14 protein-coding genes are annotated in these 15,616 nt (G+C 60.8%); 8 read left to right on the top strand and 6 right to left on the bottom strand.

The genetic code is table 11. The annotated features are described in order from the left end of the window. Positions 1–59 precede the first annotated feature (59 nt). Genes ACYZTX_RS02805 through ACYZTX_RS02795 form a run of 3 tightly spaced genes read left to right on the top strand, consistent with a single transcriptional unit; the run spans position 60 to position 3,755 of the window. The gene (locus ACYZTX_RS02805; RefSeq protein WP_462032864.1) at positions 60–1,868 is read left to right on the top strand and encodes a sensor histidine kinase; all 1,809 of its coding nucleotides are present in this window, start codon (positions 60–62) and stop codon (positions 1,866–1,868) included. Then, positions 1,865–3,259: a sigma-54-dependent transcriptional regulator gene (locus tag ACYZTX_RS02800; RefSeq protein ID WP_462032863.1), complete on the top strand. Its 1,395-nt coding sequence runs from the start codon at positions 1,865–1,867 to the stop codon at positions 3,257–3,259. Before ACYZTX_RS02805 ends, ACYZTX_RS02800 begins: the two co-directional genes overlap by 4 nt. A 40-nt stretch (positions 3,260–3,299) precedes the next feature. After that, entirely contained in the window at positions 3,300–3,755 is a 456-nt protein-coding gene (locus ACYZTX_RS02795; protein WP_462032862.1) for a YiiD C-terminal domain-containing protein, read from the top strand. 84 nt (positions 3,756–3,839) lie between these two features. Here ACYZTX_RS02795 and cysQ read toward each other — a convergent pair whose 3' ends face one another. Then, a complete protein-coding gene (cysQ, locus tag ACYZTX_RS02790; RefSeq protein WP_462032861.1) occupies positions 3,840–4,667 on the bottom strand; it encodes a 3'(2'),5'-bisphosphate nucleotidase CysQ in 828 nt (275 codons plus the stop codon). Beyond that, positions 4,664–5,230: an ADP compounds hydrolase NudE gene (gene nudE / locus ACYZTX_RS02785; protein WP_462032860.1), complete on the bottom strand. Its 567-nt coding sequence runs from the start codon at positions 5,228–5,230 to the stop codon at positions 4,664–4,666. Before nudE ends, cysQ begins: the two co-directional genes overlap by 4 nt. Positions 5,231–5,320: 90 nt before the next feature. Here nudE and yrfG point away from each other — a divergent pair, with 90 nt between their 5' ends. Continuing rightward, the gene (gene yrfG, locus ACYZTX_RS02780) at positions 5,321–5,983 is read left to right on the top strand and encodes a GMP/IMP nucleotidase (RefSeq protein WP_462032859.1); all 663 of its coding nucleotides are present in this window, start codon (positions 5,321–5,323) and stop codon (positions 5,981–5,983) included. A gap of 111 nt (positions 5,984–6,094) precedes the next feature. On the opposite strand, the gene lysM is transcribed toward yrfG, so the two are convergent. Then, the gene (gene lysM, locus ACYZTX_RS02775) at positions 6,095–6,544 is read right to left on the bottom strand and encodes a peptidoglycan-binding protein LysM (protein WP_462032858.1); all 450 of its coding nucleotides are present in this window, start codon (positions 6,542–6,544) and stop codon (positions 6,095–6,097) included. A gap of 137 nt (positions 6,545–6,681) precedes the next feature. On the opposite strand from lysM, the gene ACYZTX_RS02770 reads away from it, so the two are divergent. The 4 genes from ACYZTX_RS02770 (at position 6,682) to ACYZTX_RS02755 (ending at position 11,589) form a co-directional block, all read left to right on the top strand. Beyond that, the gene (locus tag ACYZTX_RS02770; protein WP_462032857.1) at positions 6,682–7,569 is read left to right on the top strand and encodes a LysR family transcriptional regulator; all 888 of its coding nucleotides are present in this window, start codon (positions 6,682–6,684) and stop codon (positions 7,567–7,569) included. 92 nt (positions 7,570–7,661) lie between these two features. Continuing rightward, positions 7,662–8,516: a formate dehydrogenase accessory sulfurtransferase FdhD gene (gene fdhD / locus ACYZTX_RS02765; RefSeq protein WP_462032856.1), complete on the top strand. Its 855-nt coding sequence runs from the start codon at positions 7,662–7,664 to the stop codon at positions 8,514–8,516. Further along, complete coding sequence (locus ACYZTX_RS02760; RefSeq protein ID WP_462032855.1) at positions 8,513–10,861, top strand: FdhF/YdeP family oxidoreductase; 2,349 nt, start codon at positions 8,513–8,515, stop codon at positions 10,859–10,861. Before fdhD ends, ACYZTX_RS02760 begins: the two co-directional genes overlap by 4 nt. A gap of 242 nt (positions 10,862–11,103) precedes the next feature. Beyond that, positions 11,104–11,589, top strand: a complete 486-nt coding sequence (locus ACYZTX_RS02755; protein ID WP_462032854.1) for a glycine zipper domain-containing protein — start codon at positions 11,104–11,106, stop codon at positions 11,587–11,589. 69 nt (positions 11,590–11,658) lie between these two features. Here ACYZTX_RS02755 and ACYZTX_RS02750 read toward each other — a convergent pair whose 3' ends face one another. From ACYZTX_RS02750 to ACYZTX_RS02740, 3 genes are all read right to left on the bottom strand, one after another. Further along, positions 11,659–12,078 (bottom strand): acyl-CoA thioesterase, encoded by a 420-nt coding sequence (locus tag ACYZTX_RS02750; RefSeq protein ID WP_462032853.1) that lies wholly within the window; start codon positions 12,076–12,078, stop codon positions 11,659–11,661. A gap of 64 nt (positions 12,079–12,142) precedes the next feature. Then, positions 12,143–13,369, bottom strand: a complete 1,227-nt coding sequence (locus ACYZTX_RS02745; RefSeq protein WP_462032852.1) for a 3-hydroxyacyl-CoA dehydrogenase family protein — start codon at positions 13,367–13,369, stop codon at positions 12,143–12,145. Between the two features lie 105 nt (positions 13,370–13,474). Continuing rightward, on the bottom strand, positions 13,475–15,409 hold the full coding sequence (locus ACYZTX_RS02740; RefSeq protein ID WP_462032851.1) for a RecQ family ATP-dependent DNA helicase: 1,935 nt from the start codon (positions 15,407–15,409) through the stop codon (positions 13,475–13,477). Positions 15,410–15,616 lie beyond the last annotated feature (207 nt).

Raw genomic sequence — 15,616 nt, 5'->3', positions numbered from 1 at the left:
GCAGACTGCGCCCGCAAGCCTAGGCATAATGCGCCTGTACCCACAGGCGCTCGATGCTCATGACTCCGACCCTCCCCCGCAGACCCCGCTGGCGCAGCCTGGCCCTGCTCGCGCTGTGCCTGGCGCCGTTGCTGTGGCCGCTGGAGCATCTGGCCGAGCGCTATTACCGCAGCGAACTGGCCGGGCAGAACCGTCAGACGCTCGACCTTTACGTCGCCAACCTGCTGGGCACCTTGCACCGTTATGAAGTGTTGCCGCAGATCCTCGGCGATCTGCCGGCCCTAAGAGCGGTCCTCGGCGCGCCCGACGATGGTGTCACTCAGGGCAACGCCAATCGTTTGTTGAAAAACATCAGCGCCCAGAGCGGCGCTGAAGTCATGTACCTGATGGACACCACGGGCAAGACCCTGGCCGCGTCCAATTGGGACAAACACGACAGTTTCGTCGGGCGTAATTTTTCCTTCCGGCCGTATTTCAGCGAAGCCATGGCCGGGCGGCTTGGGCGTTTTTTCGGCTTGGGAACGACATCGGCCAAGCGCGGCTATTTCTTCGCCGCCGCCGTGCGTAACGGCGAAAAGATCATCGGTGTGCTGGTGGTCAAGGTCGACCTGGACCATACCGAAAGCCTCTGGGGCAAAACCCCGGAACAACTGCTGCTGACTGACCATAACGGCGTGGTCATTCTCACGTCGCGGCCCGAGTGGCGATTCCGCTCGACCCGCCCGTTGAGCGAAGAAGAACGCAAGGCTATTACGGCGATTCAACCCTATCCGACCCGCGATCCCAAACCATTGAGGCTCAACCCCAATGCCTGGCTGACACAGACCCAGGCCATCGCAGAAACCGGTTGGAACGTCAGCATCCTCGCCCCACGCACCTTGATCGATCGCCCGGTGCGCACGGTCGTCGCCATCGGCGGCGCGACGCTGTTGGTGTTGATGTTGTTGCTCGGCCTGATGATGCAGCGCCGTCGGCATTACCTCGAACGGATCGCCTTCGAAGCCAAGGCCCGTCGTGAACTGGAAGGCCGGGTAGCCGAGCGGACCAGCGACCTCGAAGGGCTCAACCGTCGATTGAAACAGGAAGTGCTGGAGCGCGAACAGGCCCAGCAAGAGCTGGTTCGCGCTCAGGATGATCTGGTGCAGGCCGGCAAACTGTCGGCCCTTGGCACCATGTCGGCGAGCATCAGCCACGAATTGAATCAACCGCTGGCGGCGATCCGCAGCTACGCAGAAAACGCCGAAGTGCTGCTCGATCATCAGCGCACCGACGATGCCCGTGGCAACCTCAAGCTGATCAGCGAACTGACCGGGCGAATGGCGTCAATCATCGCCCACCTGCGCGCCTTCGCCCGGCGCGATCGCCACGCCCCGGAAAGCGTCGCCCTGCAACCGGCGCTGGACGACGCGCTGGCGCTGCTGGCCAAGCGTCGGCGCGGCATGGAAGTCGAACTGATCCGTGATTTGCCGGCCGCCACCCTGTGGGTCGAGGCTGGGGAAACCCGTCTGCGCCAGGTGCTCGGCAACTTGCTGGCCAACGCCCTGGACGCCCTGACGGAAAAAGGCCCGCCGCGTAAGCTCTGGTTGAGTGCCCAATCCACCGCCGACGGCGTCAATCTGTACATCCGCGACAATGGCCCCGGGTTTTGCCTGGAGGCACTTGGCCGCGCCAGCGAGCCCTTCTACACCACCAAGACCCGCACTCAGGGCCTTGGATTGGGGCTGGCGATTTGCGAAACCCTGATGCGTGCCTTCGGGGGTGAACTGTCGTTCGCCAACCACAAGGAAGGCGGCGCCCTGATTACCCTGAAATTGCGTGCAGGCGCAACGGGTGTAAGCCTGCAACCGTCCGAGGACCGAAGTGCATGACCATCGACAACCGCATCCAGGTCGTGCTGATCGACGACGATCCCCACCTGCGTCAAGCCCTGAGCCAGACCCTGGACCTCGCCGGCCTGAAAATCCTGCCGCTCGCCGAAGCGAAGGGCCTGGCCGCGCAACTGGAGCGCGACTGGCCCGGCGTGGTGGTCAGTGACATCCGCATGCCGGGCATGGACGGTCTCGAACTGCTGACCGAACTGCATGCCCAGGACCCGGATCTGCCAGTGCTGTTGATTACCGGCCACGGCGATGTGCCGCTGGCCGTGCAAGCGATGCGCGCCGGGGCTTATGACTTTCTGGAAAAACCCTTCGCCAGCGACGCCCTGCTCGACAGCGTGCGCCGCGCCCTGGCCTTGCGCCGGCTGGTGCTGGACAACCGCAGCCTGCGTCTGGCCCTGAGCGATCGCAATGAACTGAGTACCCGACTGGTCGGGCAATCGGCACCGATGCTGCGCCTGCGCGAGCAGATCGGAGCATTGGCGGCGACCAAGGCCGATGTGCTGATCCTGGGTGAAACCGGTGCGGGCAAAGAAGTGGTCGCACGTGCATTGCACGATCTGTCGAACCGTCGTAGCGGTCCGTTCGTGGCGATCAACGCCGGCGCCCTGGCCGAGTCGGTGGTAGAAAGCGAGCTGTTCGGGCACGAACCGGGCGCCTTTACCGGCGCGCAAAAGCGTCGCATCGGCAAGTTCGAATTCGCCAATGGCGGCACGTTGTTCCTCGATGAAATCGAAAGCATGAGCCTGGATGTGCAGGTGAAATTGCTGCGTTTGCTGCAGGAGCGCGTCGTCGAGCGCCTGGGCGGCAATCAGCTGATCCCGCTGGACATCCGCATCATCGCCGCGACCAAGGAAGACCTGCGTCAATCCGCCGATCAGGGCCGCTTCCGTGCCGATTTGTATTACCGCCTGAACGTCGCACCGCTGCGTATTCCACCGCTGCGTGAGCGCGGCGAAGATGCGCTGATGCTGTTCCAGTATTTCGCCGACGAAGCCAGCACTCGACACGGTCTGCCACCCCACGAGTTGCAACCGGGACAACGCGCCCTGCTGCTGCGCCACACCTGGCCGGGCAACGTGCGCGAACTGCAAAACGCCGCCGAACGCTTTGCCCTGGGCCTGGAACTGGCGCTGGACAACAGCGCGCCGCAGGGCGCTGCCGGCATGACGGTCGAAGGGGTCAGCGGCGGTCTCAGCGAGCAAGTGGAAAATTTCGAGAAGAGCCTGATCGCCGCCGAACTGGCGCGCTCTCACAGCTCCGTGCGCAGCCTCGCCGAAGCCCTCGGTGTCCCGCGCAAAACCTTGCACGACAAACTGCGCAAGCACGGGTTGAACTTCGCCGACGGTGGTGTCAGCAGCCACACCGACGAACTCGATTGAGCTACCGTCAAATCATCATCTTCATACAAGAGACCCGTGCATGAGCCGCGACAGCCGTCATCTGGAATCCGTCCTCCATCGCGACATTCCCCTTACGCGGGACATGGGCCTCAAGGTGCTCGACTGGCACGATCAGCAACTGCGCCTGCACTTGCCGCTGGAGGCCAACGTCAACCACAAGAGCACCATGTTCGGCGGCAGTCTGTATTGTGGCGCGGTGCTGGCGGGTTGGGGTTGGCTGCATTTGCGATTGCGTGAAGAAGGGGTTAAAGACGGGCACATCGTGATTCACGAAGGGCATATCACCTATCCATTGCCGGTCACCATGGACGCGACAGCGATTTGTCAGGCGCCGAGTGCGGCGGTGTGGAAGAAGTTTCTGGCGATGTATGAGCGGTATGGACGGGCGCGGTTGAAGCTGCATTCAAGGATTGTGAATGTGGGGAGTGAGGAGGATGCGGTGACGTTTACCGGGCAGTACGTGCTCCATCGGTAAATCAAAAGATCGCAGCCTCGTTTCACTCGACAGCTCCTACAGAGAAATGCGTCCCACCTGTAGGAGCTTGCGATCCCTTGATCTTCAGGCCCGCGCCAACGTTAACAATTTCTCGCGCCAAGCAGCCTTCGCCGGCAGCGCCAAAAAAAACTCATTCAACAACGATTCCCGCGCCGGATAACAAAACGGCGCACCGCTCAAATCCAGCACCTCGCCGCCCGCCCCTTCCAGCACGCCTTGCGCAGCGGCCGTGTCCCACTGCGAAGTCGGCGCCAACCGCGGATAACAATCCGCCGCACCCTCCGCCAGCAAACAAAACTTCAATGAACTGCCGATATTGGCCAATTGCAGCTCACCCAGACTGTCGCTCAACCCGGCCAGCAAGCGCTCCTGCTCAGGACTTGAATGCCGACGACTGGCAACCACGGTAAATGCCTCGCCCGCTGCAGGCACGTCGCGCACCTGAATCGGCAGCGGCTGCGCGCCTTTATCGCCACGCCACGCGCCCAAACCAGCACCACCGACGTAGAAGCGCCCGTTGGTCGGCATCGACACCACGCCAAACACCACTCGCCCCTGCTCGATCAGCGCGATGTTGACGGTGAATTCTTCGCTGCCGGAAATGAATTCCTTGGTCCCGTCCAGCGGGTCGACCAGCCACCAACGCTGCCACCCGGCGCGCACGCTCTGGGGAATATTGGCGTCTTCTTCGGACAGCACCGGGATGCTCGGGTCCAGCGCCGTCAGCCCGGCCAAAATCAGGTGGTGAGCGGCCAGGTCTGCTGCTGTGACCGGAGAATCGTCAGCCTTGGCGGTCACCGCCGTGCCAGTGCGCCAAAACGGCAGAATCGCATCCCCGGCCTTCAATGCCAGCTCGATGACCGGCGCCATCAACGGATGGGGGAAATTCATGGCAGGAACACTCCACGCTGAGTCAGCAGATCACGGGCCAGATAAAGCGCTGCCAACGCACGGCCCTCAGTGAATCGCGGGTTCTGGGCCAGGGCCGACAACTCACGCAGGTTAATTTTATCCACACCCATCGGCTCGGGCTCATCGCCTTCAAGGCTTTCTTCGTACAGATCGGTGGCCAACACCACCTGGATCTTCTGGCTCATGTAACCGGGCGACAACGACAACTCAGTCAGATGCTCCAGTTGCCGCGCGCCATACCCGGCCTCTTCCTTGAGTTCTCGTTCGGCCGCCGCCAGCACGTCTTCGCCCGGCTCGATCAAGCCTTTGGGCAAGGACAGCTCGTATTCATCGGTGCCGCCGCAATACTCTTCAACCAGCACCGCGTGGTCTGCATCCAGCATCGCCACGATCATCACCGCGCCATAACCGGCGCCCTTGCCCACCAGTCGTTCATACGTGCGCTCCACGCCATTGGAAAAGCGCAACTTCAGCTCTTCGACGCAGAACAAACGGCTGGTGGCGACGATCTCGCGGGCGAGGATGGTGGGTTTCTGGCGCATGAAAAGCTCCTTGGCGTGAACGCGTTACTATACCCGGCCTATCCTGATTGTTGACCTCGGATATCTTTTTTACCGCTGGAGAAGTTTTTTATGGCCCTGCTGCCCTGGCGCGACATCGACACCGTACTGCTAGATATGGACGGTACGCTGCTGGACCTGCACTACGACAACCATTTCTGGATGGAGCACTTGCCCCAGCGTTACGCTGAGTTGCACGGGGTGAGCCGGGCCATGGCCGAGATGGAATTGCAGCCGCTGTTCGAGCGCAATGCCGGCCAGTTGCAATGGTATTGCCTGGATTTCTGGAGCGCCGAGCTCAAACTGCCGGTGCGCGAATTGAAACTGGAAACGGCGCACCTGATCGCCTTGCGACCGGACGCGGACACCTTTCTGGCCGCCATCAAACGGGCCGGCAAGCGGGTGGTGCTGATCACCAACGCACACCGCGATTCGCTGTCACTGAAGCTGGAAAGAATCGAACTGGCGCCGTACTTCGAGCGATTGATCAGCTCGCATGATTACGGTTTCGCCAAGGAAAACCCGCAATTTTGGGATGCCCTGCAGGCGGACATCGGCTTTGATCCGGCGCGCAGTCTGTTTATCGACGACACCTTGCCGATTCTGCGTAGCGCGCGGAATTTTGGTGTGGCGCATTTGTTGGCCGTGAGTGAACCGGACAGCCGCAAAGGGCCGAAGGACACGGCCGAGTTTGCGGCGGTGGGGGATTATCGGGAGCTCATTGCAGGGCTTTGATTCCATGTAGGAGCTGCCGCAGGCTGCGATCTTTTGATCTTCGCGGTATTGAAGCTGCCGAAGATCACGATCAAAAGATCGCAGCCTTCGGCAGCTCCTACGGGCCTCACATTATTCAGGAATCCGCAACGACTGCCCCGGATAGATCTTGTTCGGATCCTTCAGCATCGGTTTGTTCGCCTCGAAGATCTTTTGGTACTTGTTGGGATCGCCATACACGCGCTTGGAAATGGCGCTGAGGGTGTCGCCCTTCTCGACCGTGACAAACTTGGCCGCCGTAGCCACCGGCCCGGTCACGGTGATCTGGTCATCAACACCGCTAATACCGGCCACGTTACCGAGCGCGAGAAGGATTTTTTCCTTCTCTTCCTGACTGGCGGCTTCGCCACTGGCGATGACTTTATCGCCTTCGACTTTCACCTGAATTTTGGAAGTGTCGATTCCCGTCAGCGCATCCTTCACGTGCTTGGTCAACGCTTCACTATTCGCTTCGGCCTTGTCCGGCGTCAGCGCATCGAGGATTTTTTCACCGGCTTCTTTTAAAAAACTGAAAAGGCTCATCGTGTGCTCTCCATGGGATTAGGTGTCCAGACGCAAAAGCCTAGACCAAGCCTGAGAACCCCGGTTTCAACCCGACCAATGACGTTGATCCGGCGCAAGCGCTAGAATCCCCGCCTACACCGCGCCTTGGAGCGAAGATGGACATCAAGCAACTGAAATTCCTCATCGCCCTCGACGAAACCCGGCATTTCGGCCAGGCCGCCGCGCGTTGTCACATCACCCAGCCGACCCTGTCCATGCGCCTGCGCAGCCTCGAAGAAGAACTCGAGTTGCCGCTGGTCAATCGCGGTCAGCGCTTCGAGGGTTTCACCGCACCGGGTGAACGGGTGCTGGCCTGGGCGCGCACCGTGCTGGCAGCCTGCGACGGCTTGCAGGCAGAGGCGGCTGCCTGCCGCGGCAATCTGGTCGGCACGCTGCGCCTGGGCGTGGTGCCACTGTCGAGCTTCGATCCGCTGCCGCTGATGCAACGCCTGCACGCCGAGCACCCGAACCTGCGCTTCGAACTCTCAGCACTGAGTTCCGAACAAATCCTCGAACAACTGGCGAACAATCGCCTGGATCTGGGCGTGTCGTACCTGGAGCGACTGGACGGCGAACGCTTCGATTCCCTGGCGTTCAGCGAAACCCGCATGGGCCTGCTCTACGATCAGCGCTTCTTCAGTTTCGGCGAGGTACCGCTGAGTTGGGAATCGCTGATCGAACTGCCGCTGGGCATGCTCACCAGCGGCATGCATTTTCGGCAGTCCATCGACCACAACTTCCACAGCCGCGGCCTCATCCCGCAGCCATTGCTGCAAACCGATGCCGTCCACCAATTGTTACAAGCGGTGCACGGCGGACTCTGCTGCGCAGTGATGCCTTTAGAAGGTGGCCTCGAAAACCTCACCGATCATTTGCGCCTGCAACCCATCGAAAATGCCCAGACCCTCGCCCGGCTGGGCCTGATCATGCGTCGCAGCGCCCCGCGTTCGGCGCTTGCGGAAGCCTGTTTCGCGATACTTCAGCAATCGCTGCCGAGCACTTGATCGACGCCATCTATCGGTAGATCAGTATTAGCGATTAGACGCGACAACTTGACGCGCCTAGGCTTAAAGCTAATCAAACCGTTGGTGATGCCATGAACGCCAAGCGCCCTGCCTGCGCGGCGCCTGCCCGCGAAACGCCAGCGCCCGCTGCCAGCCAGACGTACAGTTACTGCGATCTTCGCCACACCGAAACGCAAAGCGCCGAATCGGACAGCACCGCGCTGGCCGAAGAAGTTGCGTTGGCGATTGCCTATAACGGCATCAGCCAGGCTGTGATGCTGGTGACGCCGACGGATCTGGAAGACTTCATCGTCGGTTTCAGCCTCGGTAGCGGCATCATCGAAGACGCTTGCGACATTTATGACCTGCAACTCAGCGGCTCGGGGTCGGCGCAATACGCGCAAGTGACCATCGCCAACCGCGCCTTCTGGAACCTCAAGCAACAACGTCGGCAAATGGCTGGCACCAGCGGTTGCGGGCTTTGCGGTGTGGAAGCAGTGGAACAGGCGTTGCCAGACCTCAAAGTCCTGCCCGGCGCACCCTTGCCGCCCGCCGAATGGCTCGATGGTTTGCGTCAGCGTATCGGTGCGTTCCAGCCGCTTGGCCAGTACTCCGGCGCGGTGCACGCCGCCGTGTTTATGAACAGTCAGGGCCAATTGCTGCTGGGTCGCGAAGACATTGGCCGTCACAACGCCCTCGACAAGCTGATCGGTGGGTTGATCCGGCAGAAGATCCCGACTACCGGCGGGCTGGCGATTGTCACCAGCCGTTGCAGCCTCGAGTTGATCCAGAAAGTATTGCGCGCAGGCATTCAGACCTTGGTCAGCCTGTCGTCGCCCACGGGTCTTGCCGTGCAATGGGCCCGTCGTCACAACCTCAATCTCATCCACCTGCCGCAAAAAAGTGCGCCGCGGGTCTACAGCCCTGCGACGGAGAACCAAGCGTGAGTCAACATCGTCAAGCCGACCAGAAACCCGTCCCTCGCTACAAGCCCTACAAAGGCCCAGCCGGTGGCTGGGGCGCGCTGATCAGCGTCGCCCAGGCCTGGTTGACCAGCGATAACGCGCTGAAAAACCTCCGCATAATGCTCAAGACCAACCAGAACGGCGGCTTCGACTGCCCCGGTTGCGCCTGGGGCGATTCTCCGGAAAAGGGCATGGTGATGTTCTGCGAGAACGGCGCCAAAGCGGTGAACTGGGAAGCGACCAAACGCCGTGTCGACGGTGCATTCTTTGCCAGACATAGCGTCACCTCGCTGCTGGAACAGAGCGACTACTGGCTGGAATATCAGGGCCGTCTGACCGAGCCGATGAGCTACAACGCCGAAACCGATCGCTACCAACCCATCAGCTGGGATGATGCCTTCACCCTGATCGCCAAGCATCTGCGCGGCCTGTCGAGCCCGGATCAGGCCGAGTTCTACACCTCGGGCCGCGCCAGCAACGAGGCGGCGTACCTGTATCAATTGTTCGTGCGTGCCTACGGCACCAACAACTTCCCCGACTGCTCGAACATGTGCCACGAGGCCAGCGGTGTGGCCTTGGCGCAAAGTGTCGGCGTTGGCAAAGGCACGGTAACCTTCAACGACTTCGAACACGCCGATGCGATTTTCGTCTGGGGCCAGAACCCTGGCACCAACCACCCTCGGATGCTCGAACCGTTGCGCGAAGCGGTGAAGCGCGGCGCTCAAGTGGTGTGCGTCAACCCGCTGAAGGAACGCGGTCTGGAACGCTTCCAGCATCCGCAGCACCCGTTCGAAATGCTCACCAACGGCGACAAACCGACCAACACCGCGTTCTTCCGTCCGGCCCTCGGTGGTGACATGGCGATCCTGCGCGGCATGGCGAAATTCCTCCTGCAATGGGAGCGCGAGGCGCAGAAGACTGGCGCACCCGCGGTGTTCGATCACGACTTCCTCAATGAACACAGCGTCAACGTGCTGGACTATCTTGCCGCCATCGACGATACCCCGTGGGAGCAGATCGTCGAGCAGTCCGGCCTGCCACTGGTGGAGATCGAGCAAGCGGCGCGCATGTACGCCAAAGGCAAGAACGTCATCATGTGCTGGGCCATGGGCATCACCCAACATCGCCATTCGGTGCCGACCATCCAGGAAATCGCCAACCTGATGCTGCTGCGCGGCAACATCGGCCGGCCGGGTGCCGGTCTGTGTCCGGTGCGTGGACACAGCAACGTGCAGGGCGACCGGACCATGGGCATCAACGAACGTCCGCCGGTGGCGTTCCTCGATTCCCTGGAGCGTCGCTTCAAGTTCAAAGTGCCGCGTGAAAATGGCCACAACGTGGTCGAGGCGATCCATGCCATGGCCGACGGCCGCGCGAAAGTCTTTATCGGTCTGGGTGGTAACTTCGCCCAAGCCACTCCGGACAGCTCACGGACCTTCCAGGCCCTGAGCAACTGTGACCTGACCGTGCAAATCAGTACCAAGCTCAATCGCAGCCATTTGGCGCACGGTAAAGACGCGCTGATCCTGCCGTGCCTGGGTCGCACCGACATCGATATCCAGACCGAAGGCGCGCAAGCGGTGACCGTCGAAGACTCATTCAGCATGGTGCACGCCTCCAACGGCCAGTTGCAGCCGCTGTCGAACCAGATGCGCTCGGAGCCGTCGATCATTGCCGGCATCGCCGCCGCGACCCTGGGCAGCAAACCGGTGGACTGGAACTGGCTGGTGGCCGATTACCGGCGCATCCGCGACCTGATTGCCGACACCATTCCGGGCTTTCGCGACTTCAACGAGAAGATCCAGAACCCGGGCGGGTTTTACCTCGGCAACAGCGCCGGCGCTCGCCGCTGGAATACCGCGTCGGGGCGCGCCAATTTCCGTCCGAACATCCTGCCTAAAGATCTGGTGCACGAACGCACTCGCGCCACCGGCGTATTGCCGGACCTGATCATGCAGTCGATGCGCTCTCACGATCAGTACAACACCACGATTTATGGGCTCGATGACCGCTATCGCGGAGTCAAGGGTCAGCGTGATGTATTGTTCGTCAACGAAGCCGACATCATTCGCCTGGGCTTCAAGCCGGGGCAAAAGGCTGACATCGTTTCGATCTGGGATGATGGCCGTGAGCGTCGTGTGAAGGGCTTTACGCTGCTGGCATTTGATATTCCTGCCGGGCAAGCGGCGGCTTACTACCCGGAAGTGAATCCGCTGGTGCCGCTGGAAAGCATCGGGGATGGCAGCCATACGCCGACGTCGAAGTTTGTGGCGATCCGGTTGGAAGCGGCGAGTGAGACCCGGCTCATCATGGCCAAATCGGCCTGACCCTGATCGTTCCCACGCGGAGCGTGGAACGATCAACAATTTTCAAACGCCCACAAAAAAGGCCGTTTTTGCATAAAAACGGCCTATCCGAAGTAGCTAAAGACCGGCGAAAAACACTTAAGTTCCGCCCAAAAAACAGCAACTTATAGAATTGTGCTGAAGTCGTGTTACTCGTCGGATTTCGATTGTCACAACCATGACACAGCCTCAGGATCGCGCCGTCATCCCCTTGAGGTTCCCCTATGAAGTTCTCCTCGATTCTCTTGTTGTCCCTTGGCCTGGTCAGTGGCTTCGCTTCTGCCGGCGGCACCACCGAAGCAGGTGTGGGCGGCGCATTGGGCGGGGTTCTGGGCTCGGTCGTCGGTCAGTCATTAGGCGGCAATACAGGTTCCACCATTGGCGCGGCCCTGGGCGGCGCGGGTGGTAGCGCTGTTGGCGCAGACAAACGCAGCCGTGGTGAAGCAGCCATTGGCGGTGCGTTGGGCGCAGCAGGCGGTAACGTGGTCGGCCGCAGCATGGGCGGCACCACCGGCAGCCTGATCGGCTCCGCAGCAGGCGGCGGCGCCGGTGGCGCGCTGGGTAACTACATGGGCAACAAGAGCGATGACGACGATGATCGTCGCTCCTATCGTCGTGGTGATGATGACCGTCGCTACTACCGTGACGGCCATCGGGGTCGCGGCCATGCCTACGGCCATCGTAAGCATAAACATCGCCATGACGACTGAGGCTTGAATCGCCTTGTGGACCGGTAAATCAAAAAATCGCGGCCCTCGGGCTGCGATTTTTTTTGCCTGTCAAACTACCAAGCGCTCCATTGCATCGCGCAACCCGGCAGGAATCGCCACCGGCTGATTCGACGCCCGATCCACAAACACATGCACGAAGCACCCCGCCGCGCAGGCTTCGTCTTCCCCAACCTTGAACACGGCCAGCTCGTATTGCACCGAGCTGTTGCCCAATTTGGCCACCCGCAAACCGATCTCGATCCGATCGGGGAAGGCAATGGAGGCAAAGTAATCGCAAGCCGAACTCACCACAAAGCCCACCACTTCACCGTCATGGATATCCAGGCCGCCGACTTCAATCAGGTAGGTGTTCACTGCCGTGTCGAAGAAGCTGTAGTAGGTAACGTTGTTGACGTGGCCATAAGCGTCGTTGTCGTGCCAGCGGGTGGTGATGGGCTGGAAATGGGGGTAGTCGGTGCGTTGATTCATGGGCGGCTCTCGTCTGGGTGAGGCGCTCCCACGCGGCGCGCGGGAACGATCGAGTCGGTGGAGTCTACCGCTGCGCAAATCCTTTACCCACCGCCGCCAACTCCCCAATTAACCGCGCCGGTTTCCACTGATCACCCTGCTTCGTCTCAAGCGCCAGCAATCGCTGGTGAATATCCGCCAGCCCTTGCTGATCCGCCCAGGACATCGGCCCACCCTTGTCCGCCGGGAAGCCGTAGCCATTGAGGTACACCAGATCGATGTCGTGTGCCGACTCGGCGATGTCTTCCTGAAGGATCTTCGCCCCTTCATTGGCCAGTGCCAGCAAGCAGCGCTCAAGAATCTCCTCGGGGCTGATCTCGCGACGCTGGAACCCTAGCTCTTCGCTGACCTCCAGCACCAGCGCATCGACTTCAACATCGTGCTCAGCCTGGCGACTGCCCGGTTCGTAGTGGTAATAGCCGTTGCCACTCTTCTGGCCGAAACGACCCAATTCGCACAGACGATTGTCCACCTGAACCTCAGGCGCATCCTGACCTTTGCCGGCCAATTCCCGAGCCCGCCAACCCAGGTCGACGCCAACCACGTCGTACATGCGAAACGGCCCCATAGCGAAGCCAAAACCTTGCAGCGCCGCATCGACCTGTTGTGGAAAAGCGCCTTCGAGCAGCATCTTGCGCGCTTCGAGCACGTAGGTATTGAGCATGCGGTTGCCGATGAAACCATCGCAGTTGCCCGCCACCACGCTGACCTTGCCCATGCGCTTGCCCAGCTCCAGCGCCGCATCGAGCACCGCCGGGGCGGTTTGGGCACCGCGGACGATTTCCAGCAGTTTCATGATGTGCGCCGGGCTGAAGAAGTGCAGGCCCAAGACCTGTTGCGGGCGGCGAGTGGCCGCGGCGATGGCATCGATATCCAGCGCCGAGGTATTGCTGGCCAATATCGCATCAGGTTTGAGCAGACCGTCCAGTTCACGGAAGATTTTCTGCTTGAGCTCGAGGTTTTCGTACACCGCTTCGATCACCAGATCGACATCGCGGATCGCCGCGTAGTCGGTAGCCGCCGTTATCCGTGCAACGCGAGCGTCTGCCTCGGTCTGATCGATCCGGCCCTGACGCACGTTGTGGGCGTAGGTGTCCGCCACGGTGGCCAGCGCCTGTTCAAGCATCTGTGGATTGTTATCGACCCACTGCACCGGGACGCCGGCGTTGGCCAGGCACATGACAATGCCACGGCCCATAGTGCCCGCGCCAATGACAGCGGCGCGCTGAATAGTGAACGGTGTCTGGCTCATAGTTGTTGTTCTCTTGTGGGCGATCCAAAGACAGCCTTCACCATAGTCAGCCACCGCGCATTTTTGAAATTTATTCCAGTGATGAGCAGCATTCAGCGGATGGATCTACGCAGGTAAATGCGCCTCGGCCCACGCCCGGACTTCGCCATACGAATAATCCTCCAGCGCCGCAAACCCGGGAATCGCCCGCGCCTTGAGCTTGGTGAACAGCGGCACACTGATCCCGCACAGAAACCGTGTCACGCGCTCCGCCGATGGGGCGTTGCCGGTGTGCTGCCCATGCCTGTGGATAAAATCACCACACAATGCTTCGAAGTTTTTATCCACAAGCGCCGGCCATTCCGGTGGCGCGGGCAATCGCGCCACATCCCCGTGACACACCGAACAATGCCCGCACTGCTGCGGCGCGTTTTCATCGCCGAAATACTCGGCCAGTCGATAACCCAGGCAATGGTCGGTGGCGAACAGATCCAGCATGGCGTGAATCCGCGCGATCTCGGTGCGCTCGTGCCGGGTGAAACAGGCGTGTAACTCGGCGCTCAGGGATTGGCTGTTGAAATCCGTTTGCAGCAGGCTGTAGACCTCGGTCATCTGCTTGCTTTCGAGCTCGACCCAGCCTTTCTCCTGGAAATAATCCAGTGCCTTGACCACCCGGTTGCGCTCGGCTTGATGCTGCTCATACAACGCGTCGAAATTCACTGTGGCCCAGGTCCGCGCACGGCTGGAGGTCTGGATGATTGCCGCGACAAAGTCTTTGCGCTCGCCCTCGAAGCGGGCCAGCAAGGCCTCTGGCTCCTGCAAGTATTTGAAACGGTACTCGGCGTAATAGGCGTAACGCGGAGCGATGATCCCGCGCAGTTCCAACTGCACCAGTAAGGTCTTGAGCGGCAATTGTCGGATGTTGCTGTGGTCCGCCAGCGGCCCCAACAGAAACTCCCACTGCCCCTCAGGCGCGGCGGCTTGCAACTCGTCGAGCACGTAGCGGATGCCATCCAGCTCAGGCGTATCGCCGTAGACGAAGTTTTCCAGCACGTTGAGGCTGTCGCGGTTGGCCAGCACCAGACAGTCGGATGGCTGCCCGTCACGTCCGGCGCGGCCGATTTCCTGGCTGTAGTTTTCGATCGATTTGGGCAGGTCGAAATGCACGACGTTGCGGATGTCGCTCTTGTCGATGCCCATGCCGAACGCGATGGTGGCAACGATGCAATTGGACTGTCCGCCCATGAACCGGCGCTGGATGGCTTCGCGTTGTTCATGGGGCAAACCGGCGTGATAGGCCTCGGCCTGAATGCCGTTGCGAGTCAGATGTTCGGCAATGTGCTCGGCGGTTTTCTGCAGGGTGACGTAGACAATGCTCGGCTGGTCGGGACGCTGACTCATCCATTCGACAAGGCGTCGGCGTTTGTCCTGACCCCGTACCGGCTCGACCAACAGATTGAGGTTCGGCCGATAGAAACCGGTGGTCACCACATCGTCGGGAGCGATGGCGAACTTGGCCTCCATGTCAGCGATCACTTTGGGTGTCGCAGTGGCTGTCAGCAGTAACGCCTGTGGGATGTTGAACTGGCGCTGATAATCCGGAAGCTTGAGATAGTCGGGGCGGAAGTTGTGGCCCCACTCCGAGATGCAGTGCGCCTCATCCACCACCAGCAACGAGATCGGCACTTGCTGCAAGAAATTGCGGAAACGCTCGTTCTTCAGGCGCTCCACCGAGATCATCAAAATCTTCAGCTCGCCAGACTTGGCCCGAGCCATCACGTCGCTGGCGTCATCGCGGCTCTGGGCCGAATCGATACTGCCCGCCGCAATGCCGTGGCGCTGCAGGAACGCCAACTGATCCTGCATCAACGCCAGCAGCGGCGAGACCACCAGCGTCAGGTGCGGTAGCAACAAGGCCGGCAATTGGTAACACAGGGACTTGCCTGAGCCGGTGGGGAAAATCGCCGCCGCCGAACGCCCGGCCAACACCGCGCTGATCGCCGCTTCCTGGCCGGGCCGAAACTGTGGATAACCGAAAACCTGTTCCAGGGTGTTGTGCATAAGCTGTCACTCCGTTGACCGCTGCGAAGCCCAAAGCCTAGCCGGCAAACGCAGCGAGTCGAGAAAAGGTCGGGGAACAAAACGATACGGGATGATACAGCGGAAGCAACGAGGACAAAGTAAGGCGTGAGGGATTGGCCGGCTGGCAGATTGCTTTCGCGAGCAACCCGATGGTCCTCGCCAATATGGATCGCACCGGTTGGCCGG

The organism is Pseudomonas sp. MDT1-17 (genome assembly GCF_054898105.1).
Note: the sequence above shows the minus strand (reverse complement) of the source record. Positions and strands in the feature narration are given on the sequence as shown.